Source organism: Marinoscillum furvescens DSM 4134 (assembly GCF_003386095.1).
GTDB classification, from domain to species: domain Bacteria; phylum Bacteroidota; class Bacteroidia; order Cytophagales; family Cyclobacteriaceae; genus Marinoscillum; species Marinoscillum furvescens.
On the sequence record NZ_QREG01000004.1, the window covers coordinates 73,890 to 88,052 of the forward strand.

11 protein-coding genes are annotated in these 14,163 nt (G+C 47.0%); all 11 read right to left on the reverse strand.

All coding sequences use genetic code 11. From position 1 onward, the window contains the following. Entirely contained in the window at positions 1–1,224 is a 1,224-nt protein-coding gene (locus tag C7460_RS05790; protein ID WP_147302866.1) for an endo-1,4-beta-xylanase, read from the reverse strand. A 60-nt stretch (positions 1,225–1,284) separates the two neighbouring features. Next, on the reverse strand, positions 1,285–3,207 hold the full coding sequence (locus C7460_RS05795) for a sialate O-acetylesterase (protein WP_115867144.1): 1,923 nt from the start codon (positions 3,205–3,207) through the stop codon (positions 1,285–1,287). Between the two features lie 227 nt (positions 3,208–3,434). After that, a complete protein-coding gene (thrC, locus tag C7460_RS05800) occupies positions 3,435–4,721 on the reverse strand; it encodes a threonine synthase (protein ID WP_115867145.1) in 1,287 nt (428 codons plus the stop codon). Between the two features lie 6 nt (positions 4,722–4,727). Next, positions 4,728–5,648, reverse strand: coding sequence for a homoserine kinase (locus C7460_RS05805; protein ID WP_170147903.1), 921 nt, complete (start codon positions 5,646–5,648; stop codon positions 4,728–4,730). A 14-nt stretch (positions 5,649–5,662) separates the two neighbouring features. After that, the gene (locus C7460_RS05810) at positions 5,663–5,947 is read right to left on the reverse strand and encodes a type II toxin-antitoxin system RelE/ParE family toxin (protein WP_115867147.1); all 285 of its coding nucleotides are present in this window, start codon (positions 5,945–5,947) and stop codon (positions 5,663–5,665) included. Next, positions 5,944–6,174, reverse strand: coding sequence for a hypothetical protein (locus C7460_RS05815; RefSeq protein ID WP_115867148.1), 231 nt, complete (start codon positions 6,172–6,174; stop codon positions 5,944–5,946). Before C7460_RS05815 ends, C7460_RS05810 begins: the two co-directional genes overlap by 4 nt. Before the next feature lie 31 nt (positions 6,175–6,205). Continuing rightward, positions 6,206–8,638: a bifunctional aspartate kinase/homoserine dehydrogenase I gene (gene thrA, locus C7460_RS05820; RefSeq protein ID WP_115867149.1), complete on the reverse strand. Its 2,433-nt coding sequence runs from the start codon at positions 8,636–8,638 to the stop codon at positions 6,206–6,208. 148 nt (positions 8,639–8,786) lie between these two features. Beyond that, complete coding sequence (gene ilvA / locus C7460_RS05825) at positions 8,787–10,052, reverse strand: threonine ammonia-lyase (protein ID WP_115867150.1); 1,266 nt, start codon at positions 10,050–10,052, stop codon at positions 8,787–8,789. Between the two features lie 69 nt (positions 10,053–10,121). Continuing rightward, complete coding sequence (ilvN, locus tag C7460_RS05830) at positions 10,122–10,718, reverse strand: acetolactate synthase small subunit (protein ID WP_115867151.1); 597 nt, start codon at positions 10,716–10,718, stop codon at positions 10,122–10,124. Positions 10,719–10,737: 19 nt separating this feature from the next. Then, on the reverse strand, positions 10,738–12,471 hold the full coding sequence (gene ilvB, locus C7460_RS05835; protein ID WP_245986198.1) for a biosynthetic-type acetolactate synthase large subunit: 1,734 nt from the start codon (positions 12,469–12,471) through the stop codon (positions 10,738–10,740). 10 nt (positions 12,472–12,481) lie between these two features. After that, positions 12,482–14,158 (reverse strand): dihydroxy-acid dehydratase, encoded by a 1,677-nt coding sequence (ilvD, locus tag C7460_RS05840; RefSeq protein WP_115867153.1) that lies wholly within the window; start codon positions 14,156–14,158, stop codon positions 12,482–12,484. Positions 14,159–14,163: the final 5 nt, after the last annotated feature.

The window sequence follows — 14,163 nt, forward strand, 5'->3', positions numbered from 1 at the left end:
TTATTGGATCACCACTTTATGCGTACTGATGGTGTCTTGCTCATTGAGCAGCTCCAGCAGGTAGGTGCCTGCAGGTTGATTGATTTCCAGTTCTAGTGCTCGAGGGTTTTCTGTAAGGGTGTAAACCTTCAAGAGCTGACCTCCTATGTCGTACAGATTGGCAGAGGTTAGCGGTCTTTGAGTTGAAAGGCTTAGTTTTCCGTTAGTTACCGGGTTTGGGAAAAGCTGTATTTCTGCAGATTCAGCATTGAGGACATTTGGATCTACAGGTTCCCAGGCGGTCACATAGTTGCGGAGCCACTGCAAGGCTGGGCGTTCGTTGGTCGCATCGTCTACCAAATACGCTTTTTGTTCGTTTCGCCACAGGCCAGGCCTCCAGCCCCAGAGCGTGACGCCTATGACCGCTTCATGTTCCCAAAAAATGGGGAATATGCGTTTGTACTCGTCAAGCTGTACCTGATCTGATGGTCCATCTATATCCATTTCGGTAACCATGATGGGCAGGCCTGTATCGGCCAGTTTGTCCAGTATGCTGCTCATCACGGAGCTCTCCGCAGTGGTTGTGAATGCATGGGCTTGCACACCGATCACGTCAATTAGTCCTTTGGACTGGAGTAATTCCACGATCACTTTGTATTGTGATGATCTACTGGAGCTGTTCATGATGTTGTACTCATTGATCATGAGTTTTGCATTCGGAAATCGCTCTTTGGCCAGCTCAAAAGCTGTAACGATCCAGTCATAGCCAGTAATGCCTTTGCCTCCGAGTGCTTCCATGTAATTTCCTCCACCACTGCCTTTTTTGTTTGGAGGGTCGTTGATTGGTTCATTGGCTACTTCCAGGTAGGCGATATTAGGATAGCGAGCGGCTATGGTGTCCATCCATTCTTTGATTTCCTCTAGCTGCTCTTCTCGCGGCAAGTCTTCGATCCAGCCGGGCTGTTGGTTGCCCCAAACGAGTACATGAAACCTAAATGGCCAGCCGTTTTCTTCGGCCAGTGCATAGGCATTGTCCAGTTCTGTGAAATTGTAGGAGTCACGATTTCGCTCTACGCTGCCCCATTTTCCGGCATTTTCCGGCGTGACCTGATTCCAGTAGTTTTCAAACTGCTCTATTTGATTGCTGCTGTAGATATTTCCCAAAAACTTAGGCTTGTCTTTGGCTATTTGTCCGATCGCCGGAGCCAAAAGGCATATACCGATGATGGTGAGCAGAGCTTTCATTTTTTGTGGTTTGTTTGTCATGTGTGTTAAATCGATAAAATAGGTACGTTACATTGTTGATTATTCTTTCCAATTGTCAGTACGAAAAGGGGAAGCCGGCAGCCCAGCTTCATTGTACAGGTTGGTCTGGTTGGGGTTGTGTGCCCAGGCATAGCGTACTGCCACGGGTTTAGGGACTTTGTCACTCCATACGGTGATTTGGTTGCCTTTTATTTGGGCTTCAGCCCAAACGAATTGTCGGTTGGCACCTGCAATGGCAAATGCACGCAGTGGTCCACCACGAGCGACTAGCTTGTCCTGATCAAAGGTGAGAATGATTTTACCTTTTTTGACTTGCATTTGCTGGTATACAGGACCGGATGCGATGATGTCTTCATCATAGCTAAGCTTACGAGCTGCACGCGCAAGCCGTTCACCTACGGGCTTTTTCCGCAAAGGGTGGACGTCATTCCATTCGCCCAGGTCGATGGTCACAGTCAGGGCTGTGTTGGGCGTGTTTTGAGCGGTGAGTAGTTGTGCCTCCCGAAGCATTGCCCAGTTACTGGGTCCGGGCGCGTCCGCAGGCTCCATGTAGTTGGCCAGTTGTACGATTAGAAACGGAAACTCATAGCCCCACTGGCTACGCCAGTCCTCAATCATGGCTGGTAGCAGTTTTCGATATTCCTGGGGATTACTGGTATTGGATTCTCCCTGATACCAGATGGCTCCACGTATGGTGTAGGAGGTAAGTGGAGCTATCATCGCGTTGTACAGCCCTAGCGGTTTCCATCGAATGAAAGTAGGTCTGGCCAGTGGTTGCATCTCTGCACCTAATTGGTAGTGCCAGGTTCCGCTGAGGTCTATCGTTTGGTCCTGACAGCTAATCTGATAGTTTTTGTCTGGCACAAATCCTCCACGTCCAGAGGTGTTTACCACTCTCACTGTAAGGGTATTTTCTCCAGCCGTAAGCACCCCAGCAGGAATTTGGTAGCGCCTGGGAGGGTAGCGATACGTGGTGTTGCCCACAAAATGCCCATTTACAAAAGTGCTATCAGCATCTACAATGCAGCCGAGTTCCAGATATGCAGCTTGTCCAGTGCAATCAGCTGGTAGAGTGAAGTTTCTTTTGAACCAGACCACACCATTTTTAAAGTTTACATTTTGATCTGTCCAATAACCAGGTACCATCATAGTGGGCCAGTTATTTGCTTTTACTTCATTACTGTGCCAGTCGGGGGATGATTGGAGCCACCGATCTTTGGCCGTAGAGGTGGCATACCAGTTATTTTTCCTTGTTGCATCGGCCTGTTTTAGGGAGTCTATTACGCTTTGATCTTTAAATATTTGGGCTTCCTCGAAGTGTGATGGGAAGGCTTTGAGCGCATCCTCACTCATCCAGGCCTGGGCTGGCGATCCTCCCAGACTGCTTTTGATGATGCCTATGGGTACTCCCTGTGATTGGTGCAGCGCCTGAGCAAAAAAGTAAGCAACCGCTGAAAATTTCAGTACGTTTTCGGGAGTAGTACTAGTCCACTGGCCACCCTCCAGATCAGAGAGGGGTTCATTGAAATGGTATTTGTTAGGAACCTGAAAGTATCTGATCTGCGAAAAATCAGCATTTTCAATTTCTGTTTGATAAATGGGGCTCACTCGCTCTATGGTGAGGTCCATATTACTCTGGCCAGAAGCCAACCATACATCTCCAATCCATACATCTTCTAGCAGGATCGTTTGCGATCCCGTAATTTTCGTAGTGTACGGCCCTCCAGCTTTCTGTGGGGGAAGCTGTATTCGCCAGGAGCTATCAGATTTGGTTTTGCCCAGGTAAACCACTCCATCGAGCTCTACACTTACAGGGTGTCCGGGAGTATCCCAGCCCCATAGGGTGAGTGGAGTGTCTCGCTGCAGTACCATTCCATTGCTGATGAGCTGGGGTAGTTTCAGCTGTGAGGTACTCGCCAGACTCAGTAATAAGAAGAATATAGATGATACAATGCGTAGCATGTGTTGTATGATTTCAGGTTGAAAATTAGACGTAAAACTTACTAGTAGAGTAGGTGTAATGTCATTATTGTGGGTTGCATTTGGCTAAAGTGAGTAGAAAATGCTTCGATAGGGTGTTTGATAAGTACAGAATGAGGTGTGATAGCGTCCATATTTCATTAGGAAGAGCAATAAAAAACCCGGGCCACTGCAGTAGTCCGGGTTTTGGTTCGTAAAGCCTGGTGCTCTTAGTCTAGCAGGTAGGCTTTGAATTTTTCGTAATCATTGTCGATAAGGGTGGCTACTTTTTCTTTAGCCATCAGGTCACCAACAAAGTCCGGCATATCGATTTTTTGGTCCAGCGCCTGCTCTACAGTGCTCATAAACTTGCTGTAGTGTGCTGTTTCCAGAAATACGCCTGTTTCTTTTTTCTTGAGTTGTCCTTTCAATGAAGCATAGCCAATCGCTCCATGTGGGTCTAGAATGTATCCATTGGTATCATAGCAGGCCTTCATGACACTGAGGGTCTCCTCATCGTTGAGTGAGAATCCAGACACATGGTCGATGATGTCCTTAAATGCTTTTTCGTGAAGCTCCAACATGCGCGGGTGATTACTCGGGTCGCTTACATCCATGGCATTGCTAAGTGTAGCTACAGTAGGCTTCACTTCGAACTTCCCGTCTTTTAGGTAGCGAGGGATGATGTCGTTGGCATTGGATGCTGCCACAAAGCGCTCAATCTCCAGCCCCATTTTCTTGGCAAGCATACCTGCGGTGATGTTGCCATAGTTTCCTGAAGGCACCGAAAACACCAGTTTGCGTTTGTCTTTGAGCTGCTTATATGCTTCGAAATAGTAAATCGACTGTGGCAGCCAGCGAGCGATATTGATTGAGTTGGCAGAGCTCAGGTTCAATTTGGCATTGATCTCATCATCCAGAAATGCTTGCTTTACCATGGCCTGACAGTCGTCAAAGTTGCCCTTTACTTCCAGTGCACGGATGTTTTTGCCCAGAGTGGTGAGTTGTTTTTCTTGCAAGTCACTCACTTTTCCGCTAGGGTAGAGGATCACTACGTTTACGCCCGGAACATCATAAAAACCACTGGCTACAGCGCCTCCGGTATCACCTGATGTGGCTACCAGGATGGTCACTTCATTGTTTTCAGACTCATTGAAGTAGCCCAGACACCTGGCCAAAAAGCGTGCTCCCACATCTTTGAATGCGTAGGTAGGGCCGTGAAACAGCTCCAGGGTATGGATGTCTTTTTCTACTTCTACTACGGGTATTTCAAAATTGAGCGCATCGTGCACGATCTCCTGAAGCTTTTCAGCAGGAATATCGTCACTGGTAAACTGGCGGAGCACTTCATTGCCAATCTCTGGCAGCGAATAGTGGTCTAGCGTTTCTAAAAACAAAAAATCCAGTTCGGGAACTTCTTCCGGGAAGTATAGTCCTTTGTCGGCGGGGAAGCTTTTGATCACTGCTTCCTTAAATGACACTCGTGATGATGGATTGTTGGTAGAGTAAAACTTCATGATCGTTTATAATACCTTACACCCTGTAGGGTTGATTTGTGATAAGTGTAGCAGTACGTTGAGGTCCTGCTTTTCATAAATTTCTTTGATGGAGCTTTGGCAGCCCTGCGCATCCTCTGCATTTTTAAACAGTGCAAACATACTAGGCCCTGATCCAGAGATATTGAACCCTACTGCTCCTTTTTCCATAACGGCCTTTTTGACCGTATCATATGCAGGGATCAGCTTTTTCCTGACTGGCTCGGCTATGCGGTCTGTAATGGCAGAGCGCATCAGGTCATAGTCGGAGGTATGCATGGCATGGATCAGCGCGCCTATATTGCCCCATTGCTCACGGGCCTCAGCTACTGAAAGCTCTTTGGGTACGAGCCCCTTGGCTTCAGCTGTTTTCACCTGCACATCCGGAAATATGATCAAAACGCTCAGGTTTTCTGGAGTAGGTATGCAAAACAACTCTAGCGGATCATAGCTTCGTACGGCCTGAAACCCACCCAAAAGGGCAGGAGCTACATTGTCGGCATGGTACGATTTAGATGCCAGGGCTTCACCTTCCAGTGCAAAGGGAAGCAATGCTTCTACTGCAAGCGGTCGGCCTAGCAATTCATTGGCGGCAAAGACGGCACCAGAAGCACTGGAAGCACTACTGCCTAACCCACTGCCCGGTTTGAAAAGCTTCTTGATGTGAATGTCCATTCCCTGCTTGCTACCCAGATGGTCTAGCAATGCCTGTATGGCCACCGTGGCTACATTGTTTTTTGGGTCTGTAGGCAGATCGGCGCCTTCAGCAGGCAGGATGTGGAGTTGCTCATCGTCACGCGCGGTGAGGGTGATTACATCTCCCAGTCCGTCTATGGCAAAGCCAAAGGTGTCATATCCCGGGCCTACGTTGGCCACAGATGCCGGTGAAAATATTTTTACACTTTTCAATTTCAATGATTTAATCAGTGAGGTGGTTTTTCTTGTTTGTTTGAAAAAAGACTTAGTAATTCTACTGTATTATCTACTATTCTGTAATAGAGCGATGTTTGTTTGGTCAAAACGAGCTTACGTATCTCAGGATTTCGATCAGAAGATTTGCCGATAAATGGGTGGAGGCTCAGTAATTCTATTTTGGAAATGAGCTTCGAGCGAAACAAATCCGCCGATTTCGCAGACCATCTTTCCTGTAAGTATTCGATGATCTCATTTGCGTCTTCCAGGGCTTCCTCAGTCCACCTTATCTTCATTTTAGACGATTGAGAGCTTCTTCATGGTCGATCAAACGCTTAGCATTTGCACTGTCGATCGCATTATTAAGTCTCGCAGACTGAGTCTGGGAAAGTTCATCGAGTACATCTTTACTCGATTGATCCTGAACATAAAGATCATGAATCAACTCATAGTAGTTCTCCAAATTCTCATTAGAGATTTGATCGATGAGGTGATGAAACTTTTCCTTGATTGTATTGCTCATAGTAGTCTACTTTAAAAATAGCCAAAATCTACTACATATCACTCTGTCCCAGTCTGAGCACATCCGCAAAGATTCCTGAAGCGGTCACTTCGGCGCCTGCACCGGCTCCTTTGATCACCATTGGGTGATCATCATAGCGCTTGGTGTAGAAGAGCACGATGTTGTCTTTGCCTTCCAGGTTGTAAAACGGATGCGTGGCATCTACTGCTTCCAGTCCTACTGATCCATGTCCGTCTTTGTACTTCGCTACTACTTTCAGGCGCGCACCCTTGGCTTTGGCATCTTCATAGAGTTTCTTAAAGTGTGCTTCTTCTTTTTCTACTTTTTCGTAGAAGTCTTCCACGGAGCTACTTTCCATACAGCTTTCTGGTAAGAACGAGTTGAGTTCTATATCATCGTACTCACAGGTGTAGCCACTTTCTCTGATCAGGATGAGAATCTTACGTTTCACATCTGAACCGAACAGATCCAGACGTGGATCTGGCTCTGTAAAGCCTAGTTCTTTCGCCTTTTTGATAACGTCCACAAACTTGGTGGTGCCATCGTACTCGTTGAAAAGGAATACGAGTGTACCTGACAGTACAGCCTCGATCTGATGTACCTGATCTCCACTGCGTACCAAATCATTGAGCGTACTCAGTACCGGCAGGCCTGCACATACATTGGTCTCAAACAAGAATTGGCTGCCATAACGCTTGCTCATGCTCTTGAGGTTCAGATAGTCCGTCTGTGGTCCAGTGGCTGCTATCTTGTTTGGTGTTACCACCGAGATGCTCTTCTTCAGGATATCTGCGTACAATGCAGCGATATCTTCGGAAGCTGTGATGTCAATGAAAATACTGTTTCGCAGGTTGACATCATACATGTTTTGGATGAAGTCTTCTTTCGTAAACGCTACGCCTTCTGCCAGGTAGCTCTCCCATTTAGAAAGTGGGATGCCATCTTTTTCAAAGTGCATCTGGCGCGAGTTGGCCAGCCCGATGATCTTAATGTTGAGCTGGTGGTTTTTCTTAAGGAAAGTAAACTGCTGCGCCAGCTGGTTGATAAATGCTTTGCCTACGTTTCCGGTACCGATGATAAACAGGTTGATGCGTTTGGTCAGCGATAGGAAGAAGCTCTCATGCAGTACATTGAGTGCTTTGTGTAGGTCTTCTTTAGATATTACTGCCGAGATGTTGCGCTCAGACGATCCTTGAGCTATGGCATGGATGCTCACGCCGTTTTTGCCCAGTACATTAAACATCTGTCCGCTGACACCCACCTGGTTGCGCATGTTGGAGCCTACCAGTGCGATGATCGAGAAGTTATCTTCGATTTCGATTGGATTGATGCGGTTAGTAGCAATCATTTCCTCAAATTCGGTGTTGAGCGCTCGCAGTGCTCTGCCAGACTCTTTGCCATCGATACCCACGGTAATAGAGTGCTCTGAACTCGCTTGTGTGATAAGGATCACATTGACATTTGCCGTGCTCAGAGCGCGGAAAAAGCGGTAAGAAAACTTAGGAATCCCTACCATGCTACTACCACTGAGAGTTACCAGTGCTATGTCTTTGATGCTGGAAATACCTCTGATGAGCTGCTTGTCTTCATCCCACTCTTTGGTGATGAGCGTGCCTTTTTGCTCTGGGTTAAAAGTGTTTTTGATGGTGATCGGAATGCCTTTTTCCAGCGCTGGCTGGATACTTGGCGGATAGATCACTTTAGCACCAAAGTGCGAAAGCTCCAGGGCTTCTTCATAACTCACATGCTCTATGAAGTGTGCCTTCTTTACAATGCGTGGATCAGCCGTCATGAGGCCGTCTACATCAGTCCACACCTCAAAATGATCTGCAGCCAGTAGTCCTGCGAGGATTGCAGCTGTATAGTCTGACCCACCACGCCCGAGTGTTGTGGTTTCGTTTTCTTCTGTAGCGGCTACAAATCCCGGGAAGAGGTTCACTTTGGTAAATGACTTTTTCGCTTCCTGCAGGCGCTCGTTGGTGAGCTTGAAGTTGACATTGGCATTGCCAAACTGATCGTCGGTGACGATGTATTTGCGGCTATCGTAAAGTGTAATATCGATGCCTTGAGTGCGGAAAAAGTCTGTAATAATGAGCGTAGACAGGCGCTCACCAATACTATGGATAAAATCTGCACTGCGAGGAGTAAGTTCTCTCAGAAGCCATACCCCACGGCAGATATCTTCAAACTCCTCGATGATGTCATAAAAGTTGGTGTCTGGTTTGTTTTCTACCAGGTTGTAGTACATCTGCTCATGGCGTAGCTTTACCGCTTCTAGCAGGCTTTCGTATTCTTTTTTGCCTCTGGCTGCTGTATCGCCAATTTCTACCAGCTGATCAGTGACACCACCTACAGCGGAACTCACCATGACAATCTGGTCTACATTGCCCTGAACGATTTTAGCTACTTGTCTGATGGCTTCTTCACTGCCTACTGAAGTGCCTCCAAATTTTAGTACTTTCATGCTTGTCGTGTTTTGCCTCTTTTGCCACTGGTTTTGGCAGCGGCTTGAGATTATTTGTCAGGTCATCGGTGGGGTTACCAACTCCCGGATTTGTTTGATTATTAAAAATAATGTCGAAACTAAGGGCTAATATGTTGCGACCAAAATATCAGATGATATAACTGAACAAATCTGGCTTTTCATTGAGGTATTCGCCTAGAAAATTACGCTCTTTCATTCTGCGAAGGAGCGGTTCAAAGTCTTCCTGGTTTTTGAGTTCTATACCTACTACCGCAGGACCTTTTTCACGCGAAGTTTTCTTGGTATACTCAAAGTGGATGATGTCGTCATCGGGTCCGAGTACCTCAGCTACAAATTCTTTAAGTGCACCGGCCCGCTGCGGAAAGCGCACAATGAAAAAGTGCATGAGCTTTTGGTAAAGCAATGAACGCTCGCGAATTTCTTCGGTGCGTGTGATGTCGTTGTTGCTACCCGAAAGCAAGCACACTACGTTTTTACCTTTGATTTCCTCTTTGTAGTGCTCCAGTACAGCGACTGACAGTGCTCCTGCAGGCTCTAATACTATACCACTTTCATTGTACATTTTGATCAGTGCAGTGCAGAGCTCTCCTTCATCTACCAGCTCTATCTCCTGCATGTTTTCCTTACACAGCGGGTAGGTGAGATCACCCACACGCTTTACGGCAGCACCATCTACAAACTTGTCAATTTTGTCTAGTGACACCACTTTGCCTTTTTGGAAGCTGTCATACATGGCCGGCGCTCCTGCTGGCTCCACACCGATGATCTTGGTGTTGGGGCTGAGGAGCTTCATCACGCTGGATACACCCGAGGAAAGTCCGCCACCACCTACTGGTAGAAACAGGTAGTCGATCCCGAAATCGGCATCTTTGAAAAGCTCAAGTCCTACTGTGGCCTGTCCTTCGATGACTTTTGGGTCATCAAACGGATGCACAAAGGTGCTGTTGTTTTCAGCGCAGTAGGCTTTGGCGTAGTTGTAGGCGTCATCAAAGGTGTCACCTTTGAGTACTACTTCTACATACTCTTTGCCAAACATTTTGACTTGCTGTACCTTCTGCTTGGGAGTAGGTGCAGGCATGAAAATCACTCCTTTTACTTTGAGTTTATTGCAAGAAAGTGCTACACCTTGCGAGTGATTCCCGGCACTAGCACAGACCACACCATTTTTCAGCTCTTCTTCTGAGAGTGAAGTGATTTTGTTGTAAGCTCCACGAATTTTGTACGACCGCACTATTTGAGTGTCCTCACGCTTGAGGTATACTTCGGCACCGTATCGCTCGCTGAGGTTAAAGCTATACTGTAGCGGTGTCTGGTAGATCACCTCCTTCAGCTTGTTGTGGGCCTTTTTTACTTCTTCTATTTCCGGTCTGTACGCTATCTCTGTGGTCTTCATAAAGCAATGAAAGGGTAGAAGGGAGCCAGAGCTCCCTGCTGTGATATTATAGTGTTCTACTTTTGACTATCAGAAGTCTTTGATACTTAAATAGTTTGACGGAGCTTCTTCCAGTTGCTTGATATAAGCCTCTGTTTTACGCTTTGATTTGGAAATGGCCACACGTCCGGATCTTACAAACTCTAACAGCCCATAAGGCTCCAGTTTTTTATAGAGTTCGTGTGTTTCTGACTTATGACCTGTTTTCTCAATAATGATATGGTCCTGCTCGATTACCAGGATTCGCGCACCATTGTTTCTTACCAGGTCTTCTGTGTCATTGCCGTTCAGAAAGGCCTGCGTAGGCACTTTGTAGAGGGCAATCTCCTGATAGTAAACCTCATCTTCTTCGTATACGAATGCTCCCAGCACATCTATGAGCTTCCTGATTTGCTTTACCACTTTTTCGATTTTTTCACGAGTGGTGGTCAAGACTATAGTAAATCTGGAAACGCCATCTACCTCGGTGGTAGAGACGTTTAAGCTCGTAATGTTCATCTTTCTTCTGGTGAAGATGATGGTGATGTGATTGAGCAAGCCGGCTTTGTCTTCCGTAAGTACGGAAAGTGTAAATTCTTTTTCCACGTTGTCCGAATGATCTTCGCTATATATGTTGTTCGTAGACATTTTCTTTAGCTTGTTTTAGTTACTCCAAACGGATGTCTGATACAGAAGCTCCAGATGGTACCATCGGGAATACATTCTCTTCTTTTTCTACTACCACTTCTAGAAGTGAAGGGCCTTCGTCGCTGAGCCACTGGTCTATGGCTGCATCGATGTTTGCTCTTTCCACCACTTTTTGTGTTTTGATCCCGTAGCCTTCAGCGATCTTCTGGAAGTCAGGATTGGTAAGTTCCGTAAATGAGTAGCGCTTATCCATAAACAGCTGCTGCCACTGACGTACCATGCCCAGGAAATTGTTGTTGAGGATCAGGATCTTTACACCAATATTGCTTTGGAAGATGGTGCCAAGCTCCTGAATGGTCATCTGGAAGCCACCATCACCGATTACGGCGATCACTGTACGATCCTCACGGCCCATTTTCGCACCCATAGCTGCCGGGAGGGCAAAGCCCATGGTACCCAGACCACCAGAGGTTACGTTGGAGTCTGTATCCGAAAATTCGTAATAGCGAGAGGCCACCATTTGGTGCTGTCCTACATCAGTAACCAGCACGGCTTTTCCTTCGGTTTTGTCCGAAATCATGCGGATAACTTCCGCCATCAGGAGTGGTCCTTCGGTAGGAAACTTCTCCTTTGCCACTACTTTGTCATACTCCTGCTTTTCACAAGCTTTAAACTCTGCGATCCACTCGTCGTGCGATTGCTGGTCTACCTGCTTATACAGCGACTGTAGCGCTTGCTTCGCATCGGCATTGATGGCTACAGCTGTTTTTACGTTTTTATCGATCTCAGCCGGGTCTATCTCTATGTGGATGACCTTAGCTTGTTTGGCATAAGTATTTAAGTCGCCTGTTACCCGGTCATCAAAGCGCATACCTACCGCGATGAGTACATCGCATTCATTGGTTTTCACGTTGGGGCCATAGTTGCCATGCATACCCAAATAGCCCACGTAAAGCGGATGGCTGGTAGGCACTGCAGAGAGCCCCATCAGCGTAGAAGCCATTGGGATACCCGCTTTTTCGGCAAGAGCAATCAATTCCTTTTGAGCACCGGATAGCAATACGCCATGTCCTACTAAAAGGAAAGGTTTTTTAGCTTCATTGATGAGTTTTGCAGCAGCTTCCACTTCTTTTTCTTCTAGTGAAGGGTAAGGATGGTAGCTTCTGATTTTGGTACACTTTTTATAAGTGAATTTCATCTTCTCAAACTGAGCGTCCTTGGTGATGTCAATCAAGACAGGACCCGGACGGCCCGTTTTTGCGATGTAGAAAGCACGTGCAATGGCATCAGGGATTTCTTCAGCACGAGTTACCTGATAGTTCCATTTGGTAACGGGCATAGAGATGCCTACCACGTCAGTTTCCTGAAAAGCATCTGTGCCTAGCAGGTGCGAAGGCACCTGTCCGGTAATCGCCACCATAGGGGTGGAGTCTATCTGTGCATCGGCTATGCCGGTAATCAGGTTAGTGGCACCGGGCCCGGATGTGGCAAAGCAGACCCCTGTACGACCCGTGACTCGCGCATATCCTTGAGCTGCGTGTGCAGCACCCTGCTCATGGCGTGTGAGGATGTGGTTGAGTCGATCGGTATAGCGGTACAACTCATCATAGATCGGCATAATGGCTCCTCCAGGGTAGCCAAAGATGACGTCTACACCTTCCTCTATCAGACACAACAATACCGCCTCAGCACCCGATACCTCGATCGTTGCTTTTTTGGGCTTCTTCGCTACCTCCAGTGATGGTGTATTCATGCTTGATTGTTTATTCATCGGTTACACAGCCAAGTGAAGCCGATTTTACTGCTTTAACGTATTTTCTTAATATGCCTTTTGGCGCTTTTGATGCTGGTTGTTTCCAGTTTTTGCGACGCTCTTCCATTTCTTCGTCGCTGATTTTTACTTCCAGCTTATTGTTTACCGCATCTATGCGGATGATGTCTCCATTTTGGATGAGTCCTATTGGTCCTCCGTCCTGAGCTTCCGGTGTGATGTGCCCTACTACAAATCCGTGTGATCCTCCAGAGAATCTACCATCAGTAATCAGTGCCACGTCTTTACCTAATCCAGCACCCATTACAGCTCCTGTAGGCTTGAGCATCTCCGGCATACCCGGACCACCTTTCGGGCCAGAGTATCTGATCACGATCACTTCTCCCTTTTGCACTTCGTTTTGGATACCTTTTATAGCTGCAAACTCGTCATCGTAGCAACGTGCAGGGCCTTCAAATAGCTCTCCCTCTTTACCGGTGATTTTGGCTACAGCTCCTTCAGGTGCCAGGTTACCGTAGAGGATCTGTAAGTGGCCTTGTGATTTGATTGGTTTGTCAAAGCTGTACATCAGTCCTTTGTCATCCTTCAAATCAGGTATTTCGGCGAGGTTTTCAGCGAGTGTTTTTCCTGTTACAGTCATACAGTCGCCGTGCAGGTATCCTTCTTTGAGCATGATCTTGAGCACACCTGGCACACCGCCAATGTTGTGCAGGTCTTCCATCAGGAATCTGCCACTTGGCTTGAGGTCTGCGATAAACGGTGTCTTGTCGCTGATGCGCTGGAAATCGTCCAGTGTGATGTCTACATCTACCGCACGAGCCATGGCTATGAGGTGCAAGACCGCATTGGTAGATCCTCCCAGTACCATGATCGTGCTGATGGCATTTTCGAATGCCTTTTTGGTCATGATGTCTCTTGGGAGAATGTTTTTCTCCATGAGGTTTCTCACGGCTAACCCTACTTTGCGTGTTTCGGATTGTTTGTTTTCGCTCTCAGCAGGATTTGAAGAACTAAAAGGCAAGCTCATACCCATGGCTTCAATAGCTGATGCCATGGTGTTGGCGGTGTACATTCCACCACATGCGCCGGGTCCTGGTATGGAATTTTTGATGATTCCCTGGTAGTCTTCATCGGAGATGTTGCCTCCCATTTTGGCTCCATAAGCTTCGAACGCCGATACGATGTTGAGGTCTTCGCCTTTCCATTTTCCGGGTTTCACGGTGCCGCCATATACCATGAGGCCAGGTCTGTTTAGTCTGCCTAGTGCCATGATAGCAGCAGGCATGTTTTTGTCGCAGCCTACTACGGGTACCACAGCATCATAAAACTGAGCCTGAACTACGGTTTCTATAGAGTCAGCAATGATGTCTCTCGATATCAGGGAGTATTTCATACCCGTGGTACCATTGGAGATGCCGTCACTTACACCTATGGTGTGAAAGATCAACCCGACAAGGTCTGCTTCTTTTACTCCTTTCTTTACTTGATGAGCGAGGATGTTGAGGTGCATGTTACAGGGATTGCCTTCAAATCCTGTAGATACGATGCCCACCTGGGCCTTCTTCATTTCCTCTTCTGTGAGGCCAGTAGCATAAAGCTGTGCCTGTGAAGCAGGCTGTGAAGGGTCCTGCGTGATGGTCTTGCTGTACTTGTTCAGTTCTTGTGCCATTAATT

Bases quoted from the DNA above. Each gene is read 5' to 3' on its own strand.
- thrA (WP_115867149.1), bottom strand. From the start codon at position 8,638: ATGAAAGTACTAAAATTTGGAGGCACTTCAGTAGGCAGTGAAGAAGCC.
- ilvB (WP_245986198.1), bottom strand. From the start codon at position 12,471: ATGAATACACCATCACTGGAGGTAGCGAAGAAGCCCAAAAAAGCAACG.
- thrC (WP_115867145.1), bottom strand. From the start codon at position 4,721: ATGAAGTTTTACTCTACCAACAATCCATCATCACGAGTGTCATTTAAG.
- C7460_RS05815 (WP_115867148.1), bottom strand. From the start codon at position 6,174: ATGAGCAATACAATCAAGGAAAAGTTTCATCACCTCATCGATCAAATC.
- ilvA (WP_115867150.1), bottom strand. From the start codon at position 10,052: ATGAAGACCACAGAGATAGCGTACAGACCGGAAATAGAAGAAGTAAAA.
- C7460_RS05795 (WP_115867144.1), bottom strand. From the start codon at position 3,207: ATGCTACGCATTGTATCATCTATATTCTTCTTATTACTGAGTCTGGCG.
- ilvN (WP_115867151.1), bottom strand. From the start codon at position 10,718: ATGTCTACGAACAACATATATAGCGAAGATCATTCGGACAACGTGGAA.
- ilvD (WP_115867153.1), bottom strand. From the start codon at position 14,158: ATGGCACAAGAACTGAACAAGTACAGCAAGACCATCACGCAGGACCCT.
- C7460_RS05810 (WP_115867147.1), bottom strand. From the start codon at position 5,947: ATGAAGATAAGGTGGACTGAGGAAGCCCTGGAAGACGCAAATGAGATC.
- C7460_RS05790 (WP_147302866.1), bottom strand. From the start codon at position 1,224: ATGAAAGCTCTGCTCACCATCATCGGTATATGCCTTTTGGCTCCGGCG.